The 25,726-nt window shown below is 29.1% G+C and carries 16 protein-coding genes; 2 read left to right on the top strand and 14 right to left on the bottom strand.

What is annotated here, in order from left to right; translation table 11 throughout:
• Positions 1 to 120: 120 nt before the first annotated feature.
• Positions 121 to 582, top strand: coding sequence for an META domain-containing protein (locus ETU10_RS02045; protein WP_146309533.1), 462 nt, complete (start codon positions 121 to 123; stop codon positions 580 to 582).
• A gap of 47 nt (positions 583 to 629) precedes the next feature.
• On the opposite strand, the gene ETU10_RS02040 is transcribed toward ETU10_RS02045, so the two are convergent.
• The gene (locus ETU10_RS02040; RefSeq protein WP_146309532.1) at positions 630 to 1,466 is read right to left on the bottom strand and encodes a GH25 family lysozyme; all 837 of its coding nucleotides are present in this window, start codon (positions 1,464 to 1,466) and stop codon (positions 630 to 632) included.
• Between the two features lie 121 nt (positions 1,467 to 1,587).
• On the opposite strand from ETU10_RS02040, the gene ETU10_RS02035 reads away from it, so the two are divergent.
• Positions 1,588 to 2,664, top strand: a complete 1,077-nt coding sequence (locus ETU10_RS02035; RefSeq protein WP_146309531.1) for a 4-hydroxythreonine-4-phosphate dehydrogenase PdxA — start codon at positions 1,588 to 1,590, stop codon at positions 2,662 to 2,664.
• Positions 2,665 to 2,726: 62 nt separating this feature from the next.
• On the opposite strand, the gene rny is transcribed toward ETU10_RS02035, so the two are convergent.
• The 13 genes from rny to ETU10_RS01970 form a co-directional block, all read right to left on the bottom strand.
• Positions 2,727 to 4,298, bottom strand: a complete 1,572-nt coding sequence (rny, locus tag ETU10_RS02030; protein WP_146261505.1) for a ribonuclease Y — start codon at positions 4,296 to 4,298, stop codon at positions 2,727 to 2,729.
• 272 nt (positions 4,299 to 4,570) lie between these two features.
• The gene (locus ETU10_RS02025) at positions 4,571 to 4,849 is read right to left on the bottom strand and encodes a cell division protein ZapA (protein WP_146261504.1); all 279 of its coding nucleotides are present in this window, start codon (positions 4,847 to 4,849) and stop codon (positions 4,571 to 4,573) included.
• Between the two features lie 13 nt (positions 4,850 to 4,862).
• The gene (locus tag ETU10_RS02020) at positions 4,863 to 5,159 is read right to left on the bottom strand and encodes a hypothetical protein (protein WP_146261503.1); all 297 of its coding nucleotides are present in this window, start codon (positions 5,157 to 5,159) and stop codon (positions 4,863 to 4,865) included.
• Positions 5,160 to 5,258: 99 nt separating this feature from the next.
• Positions 5,259 to 6,752 carry a glycosyltransferase family 39 protein gene (locus ETU10_RS02015; RefSeq protein ID WP_146309530.1) on the bottom strand — a complete coding sequence of 498 codons (1,494 nt, stop codon included), beginning with the start codon at positions 6,750 to 6,752 and terminating at the stop codon, positions 5,259 to 5,261.
• Between the two features lie 111 nt (positions 6,753 to 6,863).
• Entirely contained in the window at positions 6,864 to 8,048 is a 1,185-nt protein-coding gene (locus tag ETU10_RS11285) for a glycosyltransferase (protein ID WP_146261501.1), read from the bottom strand.
• 9 nt (positions 8,049 to 8,057) lie between these two features.
• A complete protein-coding gene (locus ETU10_RS11280; protein ID WP_185145037.1) occupies positions 8,058 to 9,242 on the bottom strand; it encodes a nucleotide disphospho-sugar-binding domain-containing protein in 1,185 nt (394 codons plus the stop codon).
• A 9-nt stretch (positions 9,243 to 9,251) separates the two neighbouring features.
• Positions 9,252 to 10,016, bottom strand: coding sequence for an alpha/beta fold hydrolase (locus tag ETU10_RS02000; protein ID WP_146309528.1), 765 nt, complete (start codon positions 10,014 to 10,016; stop codon positions 9,252 to 9,254).
• Positions 9,994 to 10,293, bottom strand: coding sequence for an acyl carrier protein (locus ETU10_RS01995; protein WP_146291611.1), 300 nt, complete (start codon positions 10,291 to 10,293; stop codon positions 9,994 to 9,996). The genes ETU10_RS02000 and ETU10_RS01995 overlap by 23 nt, the downstream gene beginning before the upstream one ends.
• Positions 10,281 to 14,570, bottom strand: a complete 4,290-nt coding sequence (locus ETU10_RS01990; protein WP_146309527.1) for a type I polyketide synthase — start codon at positions 14,568 to 14,570, stop codon at positions 10,281 to 10,283. Before ETU10_RS01990 ends, ETU10_RS01995 begins: the two co-directional genes overlap by 13 nt.
• Before the next feature lie 3 nt (positions 14,571 to 14,573).
• Positions 14,574 to 21,713, bottom strand: coding sequence for a type I polyketide synthase (locus tag ETU10_RS01985; protein ID WP_185145036.1), 7,140 nt, complete (start codon positions 21,711 to 21,713; stop codon positions 14,574 to 14,576).
• Positions 21,714 to 21,917: 204 nt separating this feature from the next.
• Positions 21,918 to 23,282, bottom strand: coding sequence for an MATE family efflux transporter (locus ETU10_RS01980; RefSeq protein WP_146309525.1), 1,365 nt, complete (start codon positions 23,280 to 23,282; stop codon positions 21,918 to 21,920).
• Between the two features lie 119 nt (positions 23,283 to 23,401).
• Entirely contained in the window at positions 23,402 to 24,106 is a 705-nt protein-coding gene (locus tag ETU10_RS01975; RefSeq protein WP_146261494.1) for a response regulator transcription factor, read from the bottom strand.
• 1 nt (position 24,107) lies between these two features.
• Entirely contained in the window at positions 24,108 to 25,670 is a 1,563-nt protein-coding gene (locus ETU10_RS01970) for a sensor histidine kinase (protein WP_146309524.1), read from the bottom strand.
• Positions 25,671 to 25,726 lie beyond the last annotated feature (56 nt).

Here is a 25,726-nt window from a genome sequence, read left to right as displayed (position 1 = left end):
ATATACAATATGGTTAACCCTAAAGTCAAGTGTTATAGCTTTTAAATAAATATTTATAGCGGATAATAGTTCTTTTGGCAACTTTTTTGTGTTAAACAACCGAATTATAAAAATTATAAAATGAATATTAAAATTTTAAGTTTATCCTTATTATTGTCAGTTTTTTTATTTTCTTTCAGTTGTAGTTCTAACAACGTAAGTGTTGAAAAAAATATGAGAGTAGAAAAGATAAATCCTGTAAATGCTCAAATTCAAGAGAATCAAGTTTGGGTTTTACAGAAAATTGACGGAGAAGATGCTAAAAATGTTTTTGATAATCTACCCACTTTATCTTTTGATGTATTGAAAAAAAGAGTTTCGGGAAACTCAGGATGTAATCGCTATTCAGGTTCATATCTATTAGATGAAGAGAATCATTTAGATATTAGCCAAGTTATAACTACGCGTATGTTCTGTGATAATAAAAATAATGAATCTGGGTTTGTAACTAATCTTGATCAAGCAAATTTAGTTAAGATTGAAAATAACACTTTAACATTTATGAAAGATGATGATGCGCTGTTAGAGTTTAAGTTGCAGTAATTCATATACTTTAGTGAAATAAAAAAATTTGAAAATATCAGATTTTTTTATTTTACTCTTAAAGAATTCAATTTATTAATATCTCCATTAAAAACATTTAAATCTACAAAATTATATGTGATTCCTGGAATAATTCCCTTTTCAGAGAATTGCCAAAAAGACCATCTAGTGTGTAAAGGATATTTAATAGGATTGTAATTGGCAACCCATATAGGATAGTTATCTAGATTTAAATCTTTAATGTGATGGATAAAGTAAGCATCGTTAGAATAGATAATAGGCTTGATTTTATACTCATTTTCAATCAATCTAAGCCAATTCATAATGCCTTTTTTTAGAAGTTCTAATGATTGATTTTTAGGCAATTCTTCAATATCTAGGACAGGAGGTAAATCACCTTGTTCTAAATGAACAGTTTTAATAAAATTTTTTGCTTGCTCAGAAGAGTTTTGATCAGGATTGTAATAATGATAAGCTCCTTTGATAAATTTTTTAGCCTTTAAATTATTCCAATTACTATCAAAAAAATTATCTTTCTTGTATATTCCTTGAGTCGCTCGTACAAAAACAAATGTAATAGGATAATTTGAATTGATAGAGTGAATACTATCCCAATTAATTTTCCCTTGATGTTTACTTATGTCAATACCAAATAGGCAATTTTGATATTCTTTGAGTATGGAATTAATTTTTTTTTCTTCGGATATTTTTCTAGAATTTAGTAAGTTATGATTGTTGTTGTTATCTTTTAAAAAATCATTGTAAATCTTGATCATAAATTTAGATAGTAATGCCAAAGAGATAATAATGATTAGTGCAGTTAACCAATAGTAAATATTATTAGATTTCTTCTTTTTCTTTCTATTTATTCTTCTTTTTTTCACTAATTACATGTAAAAAGGCGCGGGAGGTTTTGCAAAATTAATAAACGAATCTTTATATATGAAGTACAAAGCTAAATCTATTTATTTTTTTTATTTTTGTTAAATTACAATCTTGAGATATATGAGTTTAAATAATAAGTTGAAGGTGGGAATTAGTTTAGGTAACCCTAATGATATTGGTATTGAAATTATTCTAAAAACATTTCAAAAAAGAGAAATGCTAGAATTCTTTACTCCAGTTATTTTCGGCTCAACTAAATTATTGTCTCAGAAGAAAAAAAAATTGGGATATAATTCAATTTTTTTTCAAGGTATAGCATCTGCTAGTGAAATTGTTCATAAAAAAATTAATGTTGTAAATGTTTGGAAGGATTCAGCAGACAACAATAATGAAAATTTAATAGAAGAGTTTGCTCGTTTGGCTAATATTTCTTTTACTTCCGGTATAGAGTCATTAAAGCAAGGACAAATTGATCTCCTAATTATTGATTCTTGGTCCAATAGTTTCTTGGATGGTGTACAATTGTTAGAAGTGTTAAAGAATGATTTAGGCGGTTCACCTTATGATATGATTCTTAATGAAAATTTAAGAATATCTTTTGTAAATAGAGGTGGAAAGCTAAATGATTTTTCTCAATCACTAAAAAAAGAAGATTTATCAAAATATATTAAATTAATAAATAAAACACTAGTTCAAGATTTTTGTATTGAAAAGCCTAAAATTGCAGTTTTAGGAGTAAATAATTTTTCTCAGGATGTAACATTAATTGGAAAGGAGGAGTTAAAAATAATTGAACCTTCAGTAAAAGAATGTTTTGAAAGAGGAATCTTAGCTTTTGGCCCCTATTCTGCTGACAGTTTCTTTGAAAATTTTGAATATAAATCTTTTGATGCTGTTTTAGCAATGAATGAACAACAGGTTTTAGCTCATTGTGATATTTCATTTAAAGAAAATAATTTTTCTTTTGTAGGAGGAACGCCTTACATAGTATTTAGGTTAAACCAAAATTTTTCTGATGTTTCTAATATTGAAATTGAGGTTAATACTAATAATTCTTTTGAACAAGCTATTTTCAGTGGGATTAAAATTTATAAGGATAGAAAAGAATATATAGATTTAAAAACTAATAGTTTAAAAAAGGTTAAAATTGATGGAATTGATATGAGTTTGGATGAAGATTTACCAGACGAAGAATAATTGAATTAAAAAAAGTCTGAAATAATAGTTAATTTCAGACTTTTTTAAGTAATTCAATGAATTTATCTTGCAACGTTCACTGCGCGTGTTTCCCTTATTACAGTTACTTTAACTTGTCCAGGATATGTTAATTCATTTTGGATCTTTTCACTAATCTCAAAAGATAATTGAGAAGCTTTTTGATCGTCAATTTTTTCACTTTGGACCATAACTCTTAATTCTCTTCCAGCCTGAATTGCGTAAGCGGTGTTTACTCCATCAAAGCTAAGAGCAGCATCTTCTAAATCTTTTAATCTCTGTATGTATGATTCAATGACTTGTCTTCTAGCTCCCGGTCTAGCTCCACTTATTGCATCAGCAACTTGAACGATAGGAGCAATTAAGCTCTTCATTTCAATTTCGTCGTGGTGGGCTCCTATTGCGTTTACAACGGTAGAATTTTCTCCATATTTTTCAGCCCATTGCATTCCTAAAATTGCATGTGGCAATTCAGATTCTTCTTCAGGAACTTTTCCAATGTCATGTAATAATCCTGCTCTTTTTGCAATTTTAGGGTTTACACCTAACTCTGAAGCTAGAATTCCAGCTATATTAGCAACTTCACGGGAATGTTGTAGAAGATTTTGACCATAAGAAGATCTGTACTTCATTCGACCTACAATTTTTACTAACTCAGGATTTAAGCCATGAATACCTAAATCAAGAATAGTTTTTTTACCGATTTCAATAATTTCTTCTTCAATTTGCTGTTGAGTTTTGGCTACTACTTCTTCAATTCTTGCGGGGTGGATACGTCCATCCGTAACTAATTTATGTAAAGATAATCTCGCAACTTCTCTTCTTACAGGATCGAAACAAGACAATAGAATTGATTCTGGAGTATCATCTACTATAATTTCAACCCCAGTCATAGCTTCAAGAGCTCTAATATTTCTACCTTCCCTACCAATGATTCTACCTTTTATTTCATCAGACTCTATATTAAATACTGAAACTGAATTCTCAATGGCTACTTCAGTTCCTATTCTTTGTATGGTTTGGATTATTACTTTTTTGGCTTCGGCTTTAGCATTTAGGTTTGCTTCTTCAATAATCGATTGTATTTGTGCCTGAGCTTTTGTTTTAGCTTCGTGTTTTAATGCATCAATTAGTTCTGCTTTTGCTTCTTCTGCAGAAAATCCAGAAATTTTTTCTAAAATTTGTACTTGTTGTTGGTGCAAGTTTTTTAATTCTTCTTCCTTTTTTAAAAGGATATCTGCCTTAGATTGATTATCTTTAATGGCTTGATCTAGTTGTTTTTTTTGAATATTATTTTGATGTAGATCATCATTTAGTTTGGATTCTTTATCTTTTATTCTTTTTTCTGTGTCAATAATTTTCTTTTCGCGTTGATTTATTTGTTCTTCATGCTGTACTTTAAGTTCAAGAAATTTTTCCTTTGCTTGAAGCATTTTTTCTTGTTTTACAGTTTCAGCTTTTGATACGGCTTCTTTAATAATTAACGAGGCTTTATTTTGAGCCTCTTTTATTTTATTATTTCGAAATTTGTTTAAAGAACTTTTTGATAAAAAAAATCCGATAATACCTCCTATTAGTAAGGTAGCAATTAGTTCACTGATTATAGTTATTTCCATATTATATTAATTAAAAAAGCCTACATTAATTCTATTAAAACTGATTTGAGTAAACTCCATAAATCAGGATTTAAGCTATGCTTTTTTTTTGTAATCTGCTGTTGATAATAAAATTATCAAATCATCTCAGGGAGATGAGAGGCAGCCCGCCATAGAAAAAACAAATCACTCATTTCAATCATTTGCGTTGAGTTTACTAAATTGAGTTAGAACCAATGTAGGCTATACTTTATCTACACAATTTTATATTTTTATGATCAAAAAAACTATAACTACGAATCTGTAATTAATGCTTTTATATTTTTTACTTTTAGTAAAATTTCTTTGTGCTCTCTATCTATGTTTTTTAATAAATTTTCTAGCTCTGAGGCTAATTGCAGTGCACTCATTGCTAAGGAGTCTTGTTTGTCGTTAATGTTGTAATCTTTATCAAATGTAGATACATATTTTTGTATTCTCTTGGTTGCATTTCGTAAGATTTCTTCTTCATCATCTTGAACAACTAATGGGTAAGTTCTTCCTGCAATCTTAAGATTTACTTTTAACGACATATAAATTACAATATTAAAAGCCTTTTAAATCAGAAATACAAATATCCATCTCTTTAATCAATCTATTCATTTGCAATTTCATTACTTTTTTGTATTCTTCACTTCCTGATAAAGCATTTACTACTTTTAGTCTCCTATTTTGTTCTTCTATTTCTTTATATAATTTTTCTTTTTGAATAAATTTATCTTCTTTTATAGAAAGAGAATTTTCTAAATATTTATTTATTTTTTTTAATTCAGAATTTTCTTTTTTTAAACTTAATATTTTAAGCTCTAAATCATTTAATTCTTGAACTAATTTTTCTGTCATATCTAGAATCAAAAATTTTTACTTTTCTAACTCTAATGCAAAGATAGAAAAATCTTTGTAATTTAAGATAATCTTTTTCAGAGTATAAATTAAAGATAATTACGGATTCTTTTTGTATAGATAGTATATTTCATCTGAGTTTTCATCAATATAATTAGTTAAGGTATCTGCTAAAATCAATTTGTAATTTTCATTTAGTATTGGTAATTCTTTTAAATAGCTTGGACGATCTACGGGATTTTGTTTTTTATAATAATCACTTCCTGTTATATACTCTTGAATGATAATAAAATCAGTTTTTTTATTTTTTATATACTTAAACTGTTCTTGTCTTAGTTGTGGATAAAAACTATAAGATAAGTTTGGAGTAATGAAATATTTTACGTTGGGTACAATATTACAAGTAGTAAATAAATTGTTAGCTAAACCAAAACCTAAGTTTAATAGTGTTGGATTTTTTTCTTTCATAATTTCAACCCTTAATTTATTAGTCATTACTGTTGTACTTGCATAAGTATCTTTTGGGAAAAACCATTCTTCAACACGGGTGTTAGACATCTTTGATACGCTTATATTTGCAAATACAATTATAAGAGTTATTAAATACATGTCTTTAATAGATAGATAGACATTTGTATTCGTATTTTTTTCTTTTAAATAATTGGCTATTTGTAATAATCCCAAAAAGCTGAAAATAAGGTATGGAATAGGATAATAATATTGAAATTTCCCCATAAATATAATTATGTAAAGCGAAATTCCAGTTAATAAGATGCTGTATTTTCCTAATGGATTTTTGATGTGTTTTAGAGGGAATATAAATATTCCGATAGTAGCGAAAATAAATAGAGATAATGGTTCTATAAATAAATATAGTATTCTTAAAGTTAATAAGATAGTGGTTTTTTTTAATGAACCAATTTTTGCATAGGCACTATTAAGTTTTATATAGATATTGTAAGCTTCTTCTAAAGCATTGTTAAAATATAAATATCCAATTATAGGTAGCGCTATAATTAAGCTACCTATTAAGAATAAAAGAATATTATTTATTAAATTTTTAAATTCTTTATGAAAAAGAATATTTATAAATATAAATAAAAGTGGAAAAACCCAAAAAATTATCAGATTAATTTTAGTTAATAAGACAGCTGTAAAAAGCATTCCATGTATAAACATGTATTTTGGTTTATGTATACTGTTATTTTTATTAAAGTATTGTAGAAACAGATACAAACTAATTCCTTCTAGGCATAGTATAAATTCCTCCACAGATCCACCTGCTTTTATTATTTTTACAAAAGGAATAAAAAAAAGCATCGTTAAAATTGAGGAAACTTTGTTTGAAAAGTAGATCTTGCTAATCTTATAAAGTGAAATTGCTAAAAAAAACCAACAGATTATTTCTATCATGAATACCCCTAAGAATGTATTGTTAGAAATTAAATATCCTATTGCATAGATGAAGAATATAAAAGGTCCTTTGTGATCAAAAATTTCTGTATATAAAACCTTACCATTTACCATTCCTTTAGCTACATTAAAATATACATTAGGATCTGCCCATTCATTTGTTACATAAAGAGGCGACATTTTTGAACATGCAAACAATGTTATTATTACATATATAAGTAATAATATATACATATTGACATCAGATATGTTTTTTTTAGACGTAATATTTATTTTAAACATGGTATATCGTTAATTTTTAATAAGATTTTCAATTAAGTTAGCAGCACTATCATTTCCACCTGCTTCTATAAAGGATTCTTGAATTTCTTTTGCTGATTTTTTATATTTTGGATTGTTTAAAAGTTCTTCTATCGCATTTTCAATATCTATAGTTCTTAGACGTTTATATTTAAGCCTTATTCCACATCCGTATTGTTCAATCAAAGCACCTGTATGGGATTGGTCAAAAGCCATGGGTATTACTAACATGGGTATTCCATTCATATATGTATCGCAGACCGTATTTAACCCTCCATGGCCAATTACCACATCAACATGTTTAAGCAATTTCAATTGTGGAACATAGCTTTGAACTATAAAGTTATCTGGCCAATGGTTTAGAATTGTTGGATTTGTAGCAGCTACTACTGTGAAGTTTTTATCACCTAGAGCCTCAACCATTTTAGAGAAAAATTCTTTTCTAATATCAACTAAAACTGTTCCTAGAGAAATATATATAATAGGTCGTTTCTCATTATTCAATTTTTCCCAATCGAAAGGTGTATTATCGGGTCTACCGGTTAATGCTCCTATAAATTTCATGTAAGGAGGAATTTCATCGTTTTTATACCCTACAAATTTTTGAGAAGTGTAAAATAAATTTAATTTTTTAGATAGAACAAGTTCTTCATCTTCCTCAATACCTACGTAATATTGTAAATCCTTTATTGAATCATGAACCCATTTACTAACCTTAGGAGCTGTACCAGGATCGTGGATAGCATTAGGGGTTATAGGGGTTATAGTTGCTAAAGGTATCTTATTTAAATGTGCAACCAATCCTCCAACAAAAGTTATGCAGTCATTAATTATAATATCTGGTTCAAAAGATTTTACAAGTTGATTAAATTCATCAAACATTATTTTAGCTAAAGGTATATAAGTGTCTTGTAGACCTAATTTTAAAGCTTCTAATGCAGGCATATTTGCCCCTTTGTCTTGTAAGTGAATAATGTTTTCGATTTCTTTTTGATATTGTTGAAAAGATTTTTTTAAAATATAATAAGTTCCACCGTTAGGGATTAGTTCTTTATTAAGTTCCGTTAAACCTGTCCAAATCACTTCATGTCCTCTTTCTAAAAGAGTTTTTCCAATACTCAAGCTCGGATTTATATGTCCGAAGAAGGGTGGGACTACAAATATTATTTTTGACATAATTTCAATTTAATTTAGTAACTGTTCCAAATAATCTGCTCCTTTTTTAATACCTCCTGCTTCCTTAAAAGATTTTTGAATGAAACGAGCATTTTCTTTAAATGAATTTTCATTTAAGATAGTAGTTACTGCATTTTTTAAATGTTGAACTTTAAATCTATTAAAGTTAAGTCTTATACCTACACCATTTTCAACAACACAGGTTGAAATAAATGATTGATCGTAGGCTATAGGGATTACGACTAAGGGAATCCCTTCACTTAGTGCCTCACAAACAGTATTATTTCCTCCATGACATATAACTAGCTGTATATGAGGGATAATTTCTAACTGAGGAATTTTGTTTTGTATAATAAAGTTTTTAGGTATTTTTTTAAATAAATTTGGATCTGAGATTAGAACTACAGCTACTTCTTGATCTTCAAAAGCTTCAATGATTTTATTAAAAAATTCTATTTTTTGTTTATAATCGAAGTTAGTACCAATGCTTACTAGTATTTTTGGTCGATTATTTCCTATAATTTCAAATTTTTTCCAATCAAATTCTATATTTAGATGTCTAGTTGCGATTGCAGGACCTATAAATTTAAAATTTGAGGGTAAATTGTTTTCTCCAAAAAAAATTTTAGAAGTATATACCAAGGTAAGCAAAGAAGAGCAGTCTAATCTTTCATTTTTTAAAATACCATTGTTATTTTGAAATTTAATTATTTGTTCTCCTTCCCATTCATGTATTTTAGGAAAGTTTGCGTTTACTTTTATAGAGGCTGGGGCTGTGACCGATGTAGCGTATGGAATATTATATTTTAATGCTGCAACTGATCCTGCATAAATTTGATGATCATGGATAATTACATCTGGTTTATATTTTTGTAAAATTTTTTCAATCCCCTGTATCATAAGCGAATTCATAGGGGTAAGCACTTCTTCGTATAAAAATTTTAGACTATCTATACCATATACTTTCTTTTTTTGTAACTCTTTTGCATAAGCAATCAATTTACTTTTTTCTTCATTACTGGCTTCAATAGGCGGGATTAACAATTCTCCACCTTTGGGCAGTTGTTTATTTAATTCTGGATCTAAGCATATCCATGAAACAGAGTGATTTCTATCAAGAAGTTCGCTTCCAAGTGACAAAGTAGGGTTAATATGTCCAGTTAAAGGGGGGACTATAAAGGCATATTTAGCCATAATTTTAGTTTATATATTAAAAAATGTACTTAGTTTTTCATTAATCCATACATGGTTTTGTATAGGTATATTATGATCTCCATTTCCTATAAAAAATTTAGATTTTGGTATTGAATTATTTAAAAATTCACCATCCGGTAGACAATCTGATTGATTTCCATACAATAGTAGAGTTTCATGTTTAACCTTCTCCATATTTTCTTTAGATGTAAAATGTTCATCTGTAATAAGATCTTTTGGCAAAGTAGTTTCATGTAGTAGAAAATTATACAAACGTCTATTTTTTTCTAATTGTTTATGATTAGGTTTAATGTTTGTGGAAATACTATAATTTTTCATATATAGTTCCAAAAATTCATTTCCATATTTTTCAAGAACCTTATCTGTTTCTTCGTCTCTATTTGTCAATGGAGAATCAATAATAGCAATTCTTTCAATTTTTTCAGGATAGTAGATGGCTATATATAAGGCGATTAGTCCGCCAAAACTATAACCTACAATACTCACTTTCTCTAGCTTAAATTCTTCCAGCAAATCAATAAAATCCTTCGAGAGAGTCTTTAAATCATATCCATGATCCACTTTTTCACTTAATCCATGACTTTTAAGATCATACATAATAATTCTGAATTTTTTAGCTAAAATTGGTGCTATATTAAAATAAAATATAGAAGAATTAGTAAACATACCATGAATCATTACAATAGTACTTTTTCCTTCTGGGTTTAATTCTAAAACATTTACGTTTTTATTATTTATTTTTATTAAGGGCATCAACAATAAGATTTACTATGTCTTCAATTGATAATTTTATTAATTGTTCCATCTCCATTTCTGAAAGCCAACCATTGAAATCAATAACATCCCCATATTTTGCTTTCACTTTTTCTGCAAGTGAAACAATTTCAATGCTATCCATTTCTAGGTCTTTAGTAAAAATACTCTTTGGAGAAATATCTAATTCTTCAGCTATATCTTCCCCTATTATTTCAGTTATGTATTTTTTTAATTGCTCGTAAACTTCTTCCTTTTGCTTTTCTATTGGGTCCATCCTATGATATAATTATTTAACTTTATTGTTTTTATTTTAGTTTTATTTATGGATAGTATGTTATCCTCTATGTTTTCGACTTCATATTTTTTGGGGTTTCCTTGTAAACCTAATCCTAATTTCTTTCCATAAGCCTCTTTTGCAACCCATAAACGAGTACTCCATTCTGAAAGATCTTTATCTTTAATTAATTTTAATTCATTTTCTGTAAAGGATAGATCTAAGAATCCTTGTTCTCTGGATTGAATAAGTTCTATATCTATACCTATGGGCTTATCAGAAACGATACTTACTGAATTGCTATCTTTATGCGCTATAGATATTTCAATTTTTTCAGCTTCTGAAATACCCCGTACATAAGGTTTATTATTTAAATCATGTTGAACGCTGATTTCAATTGGGTAATAATTTTTTCCAAACTTATTAGAAATATATTTTCGAACATTATCTTTTAAACATATTCTACTTATAAGAAAATCTTTCTTTTTATTGAGCATTAAGGAATTGTAATGCTCTTTTTCTTCTTTATTAAGATATATATTCATTAAAAAATCCCAGTTTACAGCTCTGTTATAGATATTATTGAAAAAGTATATATTATTTTCTTCTATATTTTTAGAAATTATATTTTCAGAAGGATTCATGGTCATATTCCACAGATTTTTATCAAATCCTTCAAAAATTTGATTTTTCCAACCTTTGATTATGCACCAAATTTTATTATCTCTTTTAATAATAATATCGGTGGTAGCAATTTTTTCTGTAATTGACGTAGGTAAACATATACATTCAAAAGTTCCTTCTTGATCTGTAAATTCTTGATAAAAATTTATTTCTTCTATTTTTACAGGAAAACTAACATTTGATTCTTCACCCAAGGTGACTTGAAGATAAAGACCGAATAACTGGCCAATGTTATCCAGTAAGGATCCTTTTCCTGATGATTTTTTAATAATGGCTCTAAGTCCTTTTTGAGTAATATTTTTTATTTCATGGATTCCTTGATAGGCAGGGCCATGGAACATATGCCTCGTATAAATAGTTTTTGGAGTAGGTATAGAAGCTAAGTCTTTTCCTAAATCAAAATCTTTAGTATAATAAGGTTCAGGATTATAAAACTCATTTCCTAGAGTAACTTCTGCATTTGCAAAATTTTTAATTTTTAAAGAAATAATAGATTCACTTTTCCATGTGCCTTCAATAATTTGTTGAAAAGGTTTTGATACTTTCATCCATTGGAAAACGCTAACGGGACCTAAACACAATATTTTCTGATCAGGTGCTTGTTTAAGAGCTGTTTCCATAAGTAATTCCAAAGACATGGTCATAGGTATTACAGGATTTATATCTTCTAAATCTTTCCAGTATTTGGGTTGTTTAAACAAAGAGTGATCAATTAAATAAGGATGGTCCTCTAAGGAAATGTATAAATCTTCTTTAAAAGAAGAACCTTTTCTAGGAAGAGTTTGGTTAGAAAGAGGTTTATTAGTTTCAATCTTCTTTAAATGTTGAACAGCTTGATTCTTATTGTTAAAAGTATAAATATTATCATTTCGCCTTCGAATGATTTCAGAAAATTCTTTTTGCATCTGAATTATTTCCAGAGTGTTATCATTCAGAGCTTGAATCACTGGGTGATTGGACTTGATTAGTAAATCATCAATTTTGTTATGAGTGTCAGTATGAGATGATTGAACTTGTAAATTTTCAACTAAATTTTGTAGAGTAGGAAAATCTTTTACAATGGATGAATTTTCATTTAGATTTATTTCAACCGAATTTTTAATACTTGAATTTCTTAAACCCAAAAAATCAATGTTTATGCTTTTACCTTCAATAAATAATAACGCCAATATTCGTCTTAACTGCTCAAGAGTTGTACGATTAGGTACTGAAGTTGATATTGCTGAATAATCGTTTTCCTTTAGTATATCATCTACAAAGCCAATCAAGCTACCACCACCAACTTGAATAAATATTCTTGCCTTTTCTTGATTGTACAATTTTTGTATTAATTCACGAAATAATATGGGTTCTGTTAAGTGTTTAATGGTTAATTCTTTAAACTCTTTTTTAGTATGAGAATATTGTTCTAAGGTAGTTGCAGACCAAACAGGGATTGTATTTTTCTTTAGTTTAATATGTTCTAGAGCTTCATCTAACAAATAAAGTTTATCCTTAATAAAGGGTGAATGAAATCCAGATTGAAATGTTAGAACTTGATAAAATATTTGTTCACTTTTTAAATACTTTATTAGAGTATCTTTTGCCTTTTCAGTTCCACACAATAGTACTTGACTTGGACAATTGTCGTTGGAAAGGTATAAATCCGGAATATTTTCAAGTATAGGATTAATTTTATCCGTTCCAGCTCCAACAGCTATAAAATAGATACCTTCAATTTCAAATTTTTCAGGATCCATTGATTTTAATAAATCTGAAGTAGTATTTTCGCTAAATAGACCAGCTGCATTTGCTGCAAACCATTCTCCTAGACTATGACCAGCGTTCATATCTGGAAGAACACCTATATCTTTTAAGGCTTTATTAGATATCTCACAAGCATATGATTGTTTAAAAGATTGATTCAATAATCTTTGATCGTCATCTCTTAGATTCTTATTATAAGAATTTTTTAAATCAAAATATGGAGCAATACTTTCTATTTCTAGTTGGGAGGAAGGATCAAAGCCTGGGAATAAAAAAACAATTTTACCATTTTCATTTAGAAGAGGTTCGTTTGTAAACCAAATATCCTGCCTACCTTTCCAAGGTTTATCTTTTGAAATTAGTTTTTTCGCTTTTTCAATACGTTCTTTTACTGGATTAAATAAGACTAAACGATATTTTCCAGTATTGTTTGCAATAGAAAAATTTTCTTCATCCAATGCTTTGATTAATTCTTCTTTAGAATTTGCAGTAACAGCTATAACTTCATCTGTAAATCTAACTGAAGATAAGTTTTTTAGTTTGGAATTCTTGTCATGAACTTTAAGTATTGTATGCATATTCATTCCTTCTAATCCAAAGGAATTAATTCCAGCATACATTAAATTCTCGTTTTGAATATTTTGTACAGGAATGATAATTGGCGTATCTTTTAATTCCTCATTGCAAATTTTATCATTTAATGTTGATGGAATTTCTTGATTATAAAGTGATAAGACAACTTTAATTATACTAGCAATTCCTGAGGCAGATAGTGTATTTCCTATATTAGGTTTTAGAGTTCCAACCGTAATTTTTTTGTCTTTAAATAAGTTTGAAAGAACTTTTATTTCTGTTTGATCCTCTTTATTCATTGAAGAAGCACTAGCTTCAATATAATCGATATCTTTGGGAGATATTTGTGCTTGCTTCCATGCGTTTTTAATGGCTTCTTTTTGCCCTATTTCAATATCTGAAATTGAATTTGAACTTATGCCTTGTATGGTAGCATAAATTTTATTATTATCTAAGATAGCTTGATCAAGTTTTTTTAAAATAACGAAGCCTGCACCTTCACCCAAAAAAATTTCTCCAGAGTTATTGAAAATTTGATCGTTTGGATTGTTGTTTAAAATACCTTTTTTTGAATAAATTCCTAAATTAGTAGAATTAAGAGTAAAATTAATACCCCCAACAATTCCTATTTCTATGCGGTTGGATGTTAATTCTTTGATTGCATGTTCTAGCGCTAGTAAAGAACTTGAATAAGAAGAATCTAAAGAATAGGCAGCTCCATTAATATTTAGTTTATTTGAGATAAAAGACGCGATGTTTGTACTAATTATTCTATCTGCATTTCTGTTCTTTAAGTATTCTTTTTCAATTTCAACAATTTGATCTTCTGTTAAGTTAGGTAAAATATTTCTAATAATTTGTATCAATTGTTCTTTAGTGTGAAAAGTATCAATGGCATTTATATTAGAAGAACTAATATTATTTTCTTCACCAATTATTACACATGAATTTGATAAGTCATTTCTTGAAATAGAAGCATCTTCGAGCGCATCCACAACTAATTTAAAAGCTAATAAACTATCGATATCAACATTTTGAATTTCTGACTTTGAAAGATTTAAACTTTCAAAGTCAAGATTTATTGAAGGAATAAATCCACCTTTAATTGAGGTTAAACAATTCGTTGTATTCTTTACAAGAATATCAAATTTAGAATTAGGAGTTTCAGTTATTGAATTTTTACCAGAAATAAGATTGTTCCAAAATTCCTGAATATTTTTTGCATCGGGGAAGAGGCAGGACATTCCTACAATTGCAATATCTGTACTTTTCATAAGTTAAATACCAAAAAATTGTTTAACCTCGTCTTCGTTTCCTCCCATAACCAGTACTTGATTGTGGGTGCCGTATTTCAACTCATTAACAAATTCTTTACCTCCTTGTTTTAAAGGAATCATTCCAACTCCTCTTTTCTTAAATTCTGCTTCTAATGCACTTGAAACCATTCCGGTACCTTTCCAAGGTCCCCAATTTATGGTAAGTATACGAATATCCTTTATGTTGTTTGATAACAAAGATATTCTATCAAAAATACTATTAGCTGCTGCATAATCTATTTGTCCACGATTTCCATAAACAGAAGCAATGCTACTAAAGAAAACCATAAATTTTAGATTATCTTTTAATTCATCTAGTAAGACATGGAGAGGTTTAATCTTAGTTGTATATACTTTTTCAAAAGATTCATAGGTCTTTTGAGAAAAAAGTTTATCTTCTAAAATACCTGCTGCATGGATTACTCCATCAATTTTCCCGTATTGTTTATAAATGTTTTTAATTAATTTTTTAAACTCATTATCGTTAGTAACGTCTAGAGAGAAATAAGTAACCTTAGATCCTGAACTTTCTATTTGTGAAATAGTTTTAATGATTTGATTGGTTTTATCAATCATTTGTGCTTTTTTTTCTATTTCAGCAGGAATTTTCATTCCTTCGTTGCTTATTAAAAATTTTCGAATTTCATTTTTATCATTCAATGAAATATATTTATGATCTTCTTTTGTTGGTTTTTTTGAACGTCCAACTAATATATAATTACAAGGATATTCCGTGGATAATTGTTCAGTTAATTCGGCAGTGATGCCTTGGGCGCCACCTAAGACTAGCACTACAGAATCAGTATCTAATTCAAGCTTTGAATTTTTTTTGGTTTGAATTTTTTCAGGAATTAAATTTAATCGGTAGCGGTCTTTATTTTTGTAAAATACTTCTGCTGAAATGTCTGAGATCTCAAGTTCTTGATATATTAAAGTAGGCAAATATTCATCAAAATTAGTAAGTGAGGATATAATTCTACAATTGATTTTCGAATATTCACGAGCTAAACTTTTTATAAATCCAGAATATCCTGGTAATATTTTAAATTCAGAAATGCTTTGTTTTTTTTCTAAACCAGCCATGATATCTTCAATGAGATAAATCCATTGAACCTTATCCATATTTAGCTTTTTAATCATATGGAATACATCTTCAATGGTGTAATCTATGGAAGATTTATTAGTTTTAAAAATTAATAGACCATCGTATTTTGATAAGTCATTTTCATTACCAGTTATAAAATCAACAAATGCACCTTTTTCTTCTAATAATTTTTTAACATTCTTACTTAAATTATCGCCTTGATCTGTTAACGCAAAATATTTATTAGCTATTTCAAGCTTTTCTTTAGAATCTATAGGATAATTTTTAAGCTCAAAAAAAGTTCTTAAAATAGGTTCATTCTCAATATTATTTTCATTTAAGTCGCTTTCTAATTCAGCTATGGTTTCAGCATCAAAAGAAATAGTACTTATAGAAGAATTGGCTTGGGTAGTTATTACTTTTGTTTCTTTTTTTAAGTCTTCATTCACTAATTCTTCCACCCACCCAATAACGCCATTTAATGTTTTGATAGAAGCCATTTTTTCAATAGCATCTTCAGATTCTTCAAAATCAGCAGTAATATTTAGCTTTTCTTTTAAAGCACCAATAATTTCCATTCTTTTAATAGAATCAATGCTTAAGTCTGCTTCTAAATCCAAATCTAATCCTAGCATATCTACAGGATAACCAGTTTTTTCGCTTACAGTATCCAATAATGTGCTCTTGATTATTTCTAGAGATATAGATTCTTTGCCCTGATTACTTTGGGTAATTCCGTGATTAGAATTGGAAGAATCGATTATATGTTTTGAGTTTTGCTCTTCTTTAACTAATTCTTCCACCCATCCAATTACACCACTTAATGTTTTAATAGAAGCCATTTTTTCAATAGCGTCTTCAGATTCTTCAAAATCAGCGGTAATATTTAGCTTTTCTTTTAAAGCACCAATAATTTCCATTCTTTTAATAGAATCAATGCTTAAATCTGCTTCTAAATCTAGGTCTAAACCTAGCATTTCAACAGGATAACCAGTTTTTTCACTTACGGTTTCAAGTAGAGTATTTTGTATAATTTCTAAGGATATGGACGGAGAGGATTTAGCTGGCGCAAGATCTTGAGCATTGTTTTGTGGTGATTCTATAATGTCAGAAGAACCATTGCCAGAATTATATTGTATAGTATTTTTTTGAAAATTGTCTTTAGATTCAACTCTTATACCTGCATGAATATCTTGACCTAGATAGCCCAACATTACATCTCGTTGATTTTGAATCATACTTTTCATATTTCCCAAATATTCAAGCATGATATGGTCAGATTCTGTTAGATTTTCAGAATTATAATTTTGGGAGCTTAATTTCCCTAATAAATTTAAAGGTTGAACAATTGGTAATGCTCCATTTGCTGGTAACTCTCCAATAGATGGTACAGCATAATGCCCATTAATTAACCAGTTGGTTGGTTTGTTCTTGTAGAATTCAGGTTCATCAATTTTTAATTTCGCAACCTCTCTATCTTCAAATAATTTCTCTAAATTAATATTTCTACCGGTAGAAATATATTGTGCAATTCCTTGTAGTAAAAAACTTATACCTTCTTTCCCTTTTTCCTCCGTTTGGATTGTCACGATATCTTCTTTCCCTAAAATAGTTTGTACTAAATTGGTCAATACTCTGCCAGGACCCGTCTCAATGAAAATTTTTACGTTATTATTGTATAAGTTATTGACCTCTTGAGTAAATAATACCGGTTTAATAAGATGTTCAGAAAGTCGTTCTTTGATTTTAGTCTCTTGAGAAGGATATTCTTCTGCAGTAGTATTGGACCAAACAGGTATTTTTGGTTCTTTAAATTTAATATCTTTAAGTATTTTGCTATAGAATTTTTCAGCATCTTTAAGTAGGGGGCTATGGAAAGCACAATCTACAGTTAATTCTTTGCATGAAATCTTGTTTTCTTTAGCTTTTTCTATAAATTTAGCAACTGCTGATGTACTACCAGCTAAAATAATTTGTTTTTGAGAATTATAATTTACTGCCCATATTTCATTTTCATCTTTTAATAAAGAACTTAATTCTTCTTCATTGGCACTAGTGACAATCATTTTTCCCTTATCCTCTTTTATAGCTTTAAGGATAGATTCAGCTCTTTCTTTACTTAAATAAACAAGTTTTTCAGAATCAAAAACTCCTGCAAAACATAAAGCAGGTAATTCACCATAACTATGTCCCGCAACTACATCAGGAGTGATACCTAAAGAATTTAAAAACTCTGCAATAGCTAAATCTACAATTCCTAGGGTAGGTTGAGTATTTCTTGTGTCAGTTATGATCTTATTTTGTTGAATTTTACTACCATTATCAAAAACAGTATGAGGAAATAATATTTTTTCATATTCTCTGTTTTGATTTAATAACTTCCTCATGGATGGAAAGGCTACAAATAAATCTCTAGCCATATTAACGCGTTGGCTTCCTTGACCTGAGAAAAGAAATGCTACTTTTCCATCAATTTCTTTTCTTAAATAAATATTTTGATCTTCTTTATTAAGAAGAATATTATCAATTTTTAAATCTAATTCCTCTATATTTTGTGCAATAATAGAAAATTGAATTTCTTTTTGATTATAGGTAGCTAAACTGTAAGCAATGTCTTTGATTTTTAGACTTTTATTTGTATTAAGTAAAGTTTTAATTTTTTTTGCTAGTAAGAGAGCTTCCTCTTTATGATCTCCTCTAAAAATAAAGAGTTCTGAGGGCCAACTATTTAATGCACTGGCCTTTTTTATATCGGATTGATAGTTTTCGATAACTACATGGAAGTTAGTTCCTCCAAATCCGAATGCACTTATTCCTGAAATTCTTTTATCGTCGTTCCATAATCCAGCTTGAGTATTAAATACAAAAGGACTTAATTCTTGATTGTAATAAGTGTTCGGTTTCTTTAAATTTATTGTTGGTGGTTTTATGCCGTAGTAAGTAGATAATGCTGCTTTAATTACGCCCGCAATACCAGCGGAACATTTCGTATGTCCAATTTGGGTTTTTACAGAACCTAAGTGGGTTTGACCCACTTGAGCTCCAGATTCTAAAAACATATCAGTAAGAGCATTTAACTCTGTACGGTCTCCAACTACTGTGCCTGTTCCATGTGCTTCAATTAATCCAACTTCTGAAGGCAAAACTCCTGAATTTTTATACGCTCGTTGTAAAGCTTTCATTTGTCCTTTTTTGTTAGGTGCTGTCATTCCTAAACTTTTTCCGTCGCTACTTCCACCTGTGCCACGGATAACTGCGTAAATTCTATCGCCATCTTGTTCAGCGTCTTCCAGTCTTTTTAAAACTAACATAGCAATCCCTTCTCCTAAAGCTATCCCATCAGAATCAGCATCAAAAGAGGCGCATTTACCTTTTCTAGAGAGAGCATGTGTTGCAGAGAACATTAAAAAATCATTTAATCCATTATGTAAATCTGCACCACCAACCAAAACTATGTCTGATCTATTACTTTGTAATTCTTGGCAAGCAATATCCATGGCAGCTAAGGATGAGGCGCAAGCCGCATCAACGGTATAATTGCAACCGCCTAGATTTAAACGATTGGTAATTCTACCTGCAACTACATTGGATAGTACTCCAGGAAATGAATCTTCATTTAGTTTAGGTAGGGCTTGTTTTAGTTCTTCTGGTAGTTCTCCAAAAACTTGTTTAGCATAACCTCTAAATCCATAGCTTGAAGCAAGTTCTGTAGCTCCTTCTGCACCAATAATAACGGAAGTATTTTCTCCATCAAAATTTTTCATATCATAACCGGCATCTTCAAAAGCTCTTTTTGCTACGAGTAGACTTAATAGCTGAACAGGTTCAATGGAAGCTAATGATTGTGGAGGAATTCCAAATTCTAAAGGATCAAAGTCAATGGTTGGTATAAAACCTCCCCATTTAGAAGATATATAATCTGTATCTCTTGTATTAGGATTGTAGAAAAGATCTTTATTCCATCGGTCGTTAGGAACTTCAGTAATACAATCCTCTCCTAATAAAATATTTTTCCAATATTCATCAAGATCTTTGGCTTTTGGAAATATTCCAGCCATTCCGACAATGGCTAACTTGGTGTTTTTTTGTTTATTTGCTGGTTTTGATATTTCACTTAAATTAGATATAAGGGTATTATTGTCAACAGCAACTTCTTTATGAAGATCTTTTATTGAAAGAGCTTTATTTCTTAATGAAGCTATTGCTCCAATCATAAAGACACCTTTTTGAAGTTGTTCCTTATGGTTTAATTCAACGAGTTTATCTCCTTTTCTTTCAATTCCTTTTGCAGAAATTCTTTGACGGCCCAAGTTCATTTCTTCTAATTTTAACCAAACTTCTTTAGAGTCTAGTCCTTGAGCTATTAGACGTTTCTTTTCATTAAGGAATTCTTCAGTAAAAGGTGTAGGTAAAGCTCTTGTTTCTTGCCCGGCTGCGGCTTCAAGTAATATAGTTTTATCTAAATTTATGGACTCTTGTTGATAGACTTTAGAAATAGCACCGGTATCTACAGCCTCTTTCGTAAATAGGTAAGAGCTACCCATAAGGATTCCAATTTTCACTCCTTTTGCAGCAAGTGATGCTGACATTATTGATACAAATGCTGATGAGAAAGAATCATGGATTCCACCAGCAAAGAATACATTTATTAAAGACGGTTGTTCTTCTTTAAGTAATCTGAAAATTTGTTTTTCCCAAAGAACTAAACTAGCTAAGGGACCAACGTGACCTCCACTTTCTCTTCCTTCAAATATAAAATTTTTGGCTCCTTCTTTAAGGAACAAATCTAATAAGGAAACTGATGGTACATGTAAAAAAGCTTTAATTCCTTCTTTTTCGTATGGTTTAGCGAGAGAAGGTCTTCCGCCAGCAATTATAACAACTGGGGGTTTATTTTCTAAAATGTACTTCATTTGTTCTTCTCTAATCTGAGAAGGAGCGAAGCCAAGAATTCCAACCCCCCAAGGTTTATCTTTTAATAAATCATAGGTATTTTTAACGGCATTTTTGGCTGCGTTTCCAATCATAAGACTCATAGCGATAAATGGAATGGCTCCTTCATTGGCTACTTTTTCAGCAAATTCAGGTATATCGCTAACTCTAGCCATTGGTCCCTGGGCTATAGGGTACTTAATTTTTAATTCTTTGGCTAAAGGACTATTTTTTTCAATTGAATTTAATTTTTGAGCTTGTAAAAGATGCCCATAGGTTGCTTCTTTAACGGCAAATACAAAATTGTCTAATTTTTTATATTTTTCTAAATAATCTACAGCTAATGCTATATCTTGCCCCAAAGGGATTAGATTAGATTCAATATCAAGTCCACCAATAAAAGGTTCCACATCTTTGAAGGTAGGGGATTCGGGTAGTTTAGGTGAGTTTTTTCTTGATAAAAATCTATAGTTTTCTACTACAATCGTTTCACTTCCACTTAATTTAGAAAGGATATTTTTTAAATTCTCTGGAGTATTACTCTCTGGAAATAGAGCTACTTGACTATCAAAAATAACCCCATGTGCACCTAATGCTAGAGCAGCAGCAGAAGTATGAACCCCAAATCCTCCTTGTACATATATATTGAAATCAGGATTTGGGTATTTTTTTAGTATATTCTGAAATAGAATAAAAGATGATTCGTAGGAAACCTTTCCTGAACCTTCATTTCCTTTTATTATTATTGATTTAACTCCATTTTTAATAGCTAATTCTGCTTCTTCAAAAGAAAATACTTGGTAAAGTATGTCAATAGTATAATCTAGTTTTATATTTGAAATATATGGAGTTATTACTTTTGAAACATTAGTAGGTATTTCTATTTCAGAAAGAATATATGAACAACCACTAATACCAAATTTTTCAGAAGTTTTTTCAGAAAGTTCTTTTAATTTATTAATTGCAATTTTTTTATTTCTGCCTAAGTGCAAAATAGGAAAAGCTCCAGATTTTAAAGTTTGTAGTGCTAATCTTACGTTTGGAATTTCAAAAGGTGAAACAATAAGAACTTCTTTATTTTTCATAATTAGTTCAGTTTATATTGAATTATAGATTGTAATTAAACAATGCATACTGTTTTGATACAATAGTTAAGTTTGCAAATATAAAAAAAGAAAATATATTATTGATTTATAATATATTAAAATACTAATAAACAAACCTATTATTTATTTTACAATAAATAATAGGTTTGTTTATTATTTATATTAAATAAACAAACGAGATTTTTATTTAATATATTTAAAGGTTTTTATTTGTAGGATAAACATTATTATAGCTATTAATGTAGATATTGTATCAGATATTGTAACAGAATACCATATTCCATTCAATTCAAAATATTTAGGCAGAATATATAAAGCAGGAATCAAGATAAGGAATTGTCGAGTCATGCTTAAAAAGAATGCTTTTATTGCTTTTCCTATGCATTGAAAATAAGAGGAAATTACCATTTGTATTCCACTTAAAGGTAGAGTTAATGTTAATATATGTAAGGCTCTTTCTGCATGTTTAGCTAGATAAGGTGAAGGGTTAAACATTTTAATAATAATATGCGGAAATATTACTCCAGAAATACAACCTATTAAACCTATTATAAATCCAACTTTTAATGTGTATTTTAATGTTTGTTTTACACGATCCAATCGTTTGGCTCCATAGTTATAACCGATTATGGGCTGCATTCCTTGCGTCAATCCTACAATGATCATGATAAACACCATCAATATCCGATTAGCCAAAGTATAAGCCTCTATAGCAATACTTCCACCATAAGAAACTAATCTATGATTGATTATAAAAACAATTAATGAGGCAGCTATCAAAATAAAAAACGGGGCAAACCCTATACTAATAATAGCCCATATTATCCTAAAATCAGGTTTTAATCGTTTCCACTTCAAGGTTAAGGTGTTCTTATGTTGAAAAAAGTGTGTTAATACAAAGCATAAACCTAAGAAGATTGATAAGTTTGTTGCTATTGCAGCTCCTTTCATTCCTAAATTTAGTATAAATATAAAAATTGGAGCTAGAATAATGTTTGCTCCTACGCCAATTAACATCGTGTACATAGCTTTCTTAGGGTAACCCGAAGATCTCATGATATTATTTAAAGAGAAATTTAAAATTAAAAAAATATTCCCTGGTAGATAATACTTTAAAAATTCTTTGGCAAAAGGTAAAGTTTCAGAAGTAGTCCCTAACAAAAAGAGGATTTTACCAATATAAATGTATATATATATAACGGGAAAGAGTGTTAAAACAATGCTTAATATAATTGAATTGCCAACTATTTTTTCAGCTGAAATATTATCTTTTTTTCCTAGAAAAATGGATGTTCTTGCTGCTGCTCCAGCGCCTATTAGCATACCTATTCCAGAAAGAAAATTCATAATTGGAAGTAAAATACCCAAGCCGCCATTGGCATGATCTCCTAAATATTTGTTATTGCCAATATATATGCTGTCAATAATGCTATATAAAGCAACTGCAACGGTTCCAATGATTCCAGGGATAGCATATTCCCATAAAAGAGAACTTATTTTTTTATTTTCTAAATCGTAAATATTAGGAGCTTTTTTTAAATTATCCATTTTATATAAATAATATTAATCAACAAAAACTTAAAAAGTTTAGTAAAGGTATTACTAAACTTTTTAAGTTTTCACTCATAAAATGAAAATAATAATTGTGCTATTTCAGTTATCTAGGCTTATTCTTTTACCAAAAGACGGAATCCTTCTCCATGTATATTGGCAATTTCAATATTGTCATCTTCTTTCAATAATTTTCTAATTTTAGCAATGTAAACATCCATACTTCTAGAAGTAAAGTAATTGTCATTGTGCCATATTTTGGTTAGAGCTTCTTCTCTAGGCATTAGGTCGTTCTTATATTTACATAATAATTTTAATAATTCATTCTCTTTGGGAGATAGTTTATGCATTTTTCCATTTATCTCAAGTTGTCTTAACTTAGTATTAAATTTGAAATTAGATATCTCATAAACTTCCTTTACATCATTCTCACTATTGATTGTAGAATTTGAATTTCTTTGGAGTACAGCATTAATTTTGTAAAGCAATACTTCAGAATCGAAGGGTTTAGTTATATAGTCATTTGCTCCTAATTTATACCCGGTTAAAATATCCTCGCGCATATTTTTAGCGGTTAGAAAGATCAATGGAATATCAGGATTTAAATCAATAATTTCTTTAGCTAAAGTAAATCCGTCCTTTTTAGGCATCATTACATCAGAGAGGCATACATCAAAGGTGTCAGCTTTAAATTTTTCTAAACCATCTTCTCCATCAATTGCTAAAGTAACGTCGTAGTCATTAAGGGTAAGATAGTCCTTTAATACCGATCCAAAACTAGGATCGTCCTCTACAAGTAATAACTTAATTTTTTTTTCCATTTTAATTATGATTTAGAGGTAGATTAATTATAAATGTAGTACCTTTATTAGGTTTACTTACAACTTTAATACCACCATTATGTAATTTAATAATATTCTTAACGTAGGTTAAGCCCAGTCCATGCCCTTTTACGTTATGAATATTTCCACTTTCTTCTCTATAAAATTTTTCAAATATTTTTTTTACCACATTTTCAGACATTCCTTTCCCTTTGTCAGTAATCTCAACAAAATAATTATTGTCCTTATTATAAGTTTTTAGAGTTATATCCGGTTTATTGGGTGAATATTTATTTGCATTGTCTAGTATATTTACGAAAGCATTGGTTAAATGAAATCCGTCCACATTAGCTGTAAAGTTAGTGGCTGTATAATTTTCAGTAATTTGTCCGCCCCTTTCCTCTACTTGAAGACGTACGGTTTTAACGCTATTTTTAAGAATTTCTCGAATATTTGTTTCTTTTCTAATTAATTCAAGAGAATTTCTCTCAAGTTTAGACATTCTTAAAACCATTTCAACCTGCTTTTTCATTCTTTCGTTTTCCTGTTTAATAAGGGAAGAATAGAAAAGAATTTTCTCTGTATTTGCTTGTACTTTCTCTGATTTTAAAGCATCTGCTGCAATATTAATGGTTGCAATAGGTGTTTTAAATTCATGAGACATATTGTTTATAAAATCTGTTTTTATTTCAGAGATTTTTTTCTGTCGGTACATATAATAGATAGATACAGAATAAATGGCTATTATAACTAGAGTTGAAGCTATAGTTAAGCCGATTGCGCCAAATATTGGGTTGAGTACTGAATATTGTTTCGAAGGAAAGTAAACCGATAGATAATAATTTGCAATGTCTTTTCCGTCTGAAAATAAGATAACATTGTAATTTTCTTTAGGTTGTTTACTTAGTACAAAGTCTTTGCTATGAATTTTAGTGATTTCAAATTTGTTATTGAGTACGCCTGATTCAAATTTAGTATCGATGTTTTGCTTTCTTAGCTCAATGTTAACGACAGAGTCAATTAACTGGATATTAACTCTAGATTCTAAACTCATTTGGTTGATACTAAGTCTTGCAAATTCATCTAAAGTAAATTTTGGACTCACAAAACTATTTTCAATGCTTTGTTCAATAGGTTTTAAATTAGAATCGTTAGAATCTTTCTTAATTTTTAGGACACCTTCGTCGGTGAGTAAATTGGTGATTTTTAAAGTATCTTTTTTTGAGAAAGGAATAATTAAAGGTTTGCGATTAACAATCGTTTTTTTATACATAATGTATTTTACTGATTGTGAATCAATAACACTCATAGCGGTCTGAATAGTGCTAGAGTCTTTTTGGTTATTTATATTCTGATAAAAATTTGTAAAAGGTTTATAAAATTTATTGATTTCAATAGAGTTAATTTTTTGTGCAGAATTATTTAAAGCCTTATATACGCGTGAAGAAAAGTCCTGTTCTCCAGCATCGATAGATTGCTTAAGCCAGAAAACTTGCAAGCCTACAAATACTACAAGAGAGATAGTCATTAGACTAGATAAGATCGGGATAAATTTTTCCTTCATATCACAAAAATAAACAAATTTATTTTATTCAATATAGGCTTTATTAAGGACAAAAA

It is taken from the genome of Apibacter muscae (genome assembly GCF_007845595.1).
In the GTDB taxonomy this organism is placed as follows: domain Bacteria; phylum Bacteroidota; class Bacteroidia; order Flavobacteriales; family Weeksellaceae; genus Apibacter; species Apibacter muscae.
Note: the sequence above shows the minus strand (reverse complement) of the source record. Positions and strands in the feature narration are given on the sequence as shown.

Excerpts from the sequence above, each read along its gene's own strand:
- ETU10_RS02045 (WP_146309533.1), top strand. The coding sequence starts at position 121 with ATGAATATTAAAATTTTAAGTTTATCCTTATTATTGTCAGTTTTTTTA.
- ETU10_RS02035 (WP_146309531.1), top strand. The coding sequence starts at position 1,588 with ATGAGTTTAAATAATAAGTTGAAGGTGGGAATTAGTTTAGGTAACCCT.
- rny (WP_146261505.1), bottom strand. The coding sequence starts at position 4,298 with ATGGAAATAACTATAATCAGTGAACTAATTGCTACCTTACTAATAGGA.
- ETU10_RS02025 (WP_146261504.1), bottom strand. The coding sequence starts at position 4,849 with ATGTCGTTAAAAGTAAATCTTAAGATTGCAGGAAGAACTTACCCATTA.
- ETU10_RS02020 (WP_146261503.1), bottom strand. The coding sequence starts at position 5,159 with ATGACAGAAAAATTAGTTCAAGAATTAAATGATTTAGAGCTTAAAATA.
- ETU10_RS02015 (WP_146309530.1), bottom strand. The coding sequence starts at position 6,752 with ATGTCGCCTCTTTATGTAACAAATGAATGGGCAGATCCTAATGTATAT.
- ETU10_RS11285 (WP_146261501.1), bottom strand. The coding sequence starts at position 8,048 with ATGTCAAAAATAATATTTGTAGTCCCACCCTTCTTCGGACATATAAAT.
- ETU10_RS11280 (WP_185145037.1), bottom strand. The coding sequence starts at position 9,242 with ATGGCTAAATATGCCTTTATAGTCCCCCCTTTAACTGGACATATTAAC.
- ETU10_RS02000 (WP_146309528.1), bottom strand. The coding sequence starts at position 10,016 with ATGCCCTTAATAAAAATAAATAATAAAAACGTAAATGTTTTAGAATTA.
- ETU10_RS01995 (WP_146291611.1), bottom strand. The coding sequence starts at position 10,293 with ATGGACCCAATAGAAAAGCAAAAGGAAGAAGTTTACGAGCAATTAAAA.
- ETU10_RS01990 (WP_146309527.1), bottom strand. The coding sequence starts at position 14,570 with ATGAAAAGTACAGATATTGCAATTGTAGGAATGTCCTGCCTCTTCCCC.
- ETU10_RS01985 (WP_185145036.1), bottom strand. The coding sequence starts at position 21,713 with ATGAAAAATAAAGAAGTTCTTATTGTTTCACCTTTTGAAATTCCAAAC.
- ETU10_RS01980 (WP_146309525.1), bottom strand. The coding sequence starts at position 23,282 with ATGGATAATTTAAAAAAAGCTCCTAATATTTACGATTTAGAAAATAAA.
- ETU10_RS01975 (WP_146261494.1), bottom strand. The coding sequence starts at position 24,106 with ATGGAAAAAAAAATTAAGTTATTACTTGTAGAGGACGATCCTAGTTTT.
- ETU10_RS01970 (WP_146309524.1), bottom strand. The coding sequence starts at position 25,670 with ATGAAGGAAAAATTTATCCCGATCTTATCTAGTCTAATGACTATCTCT.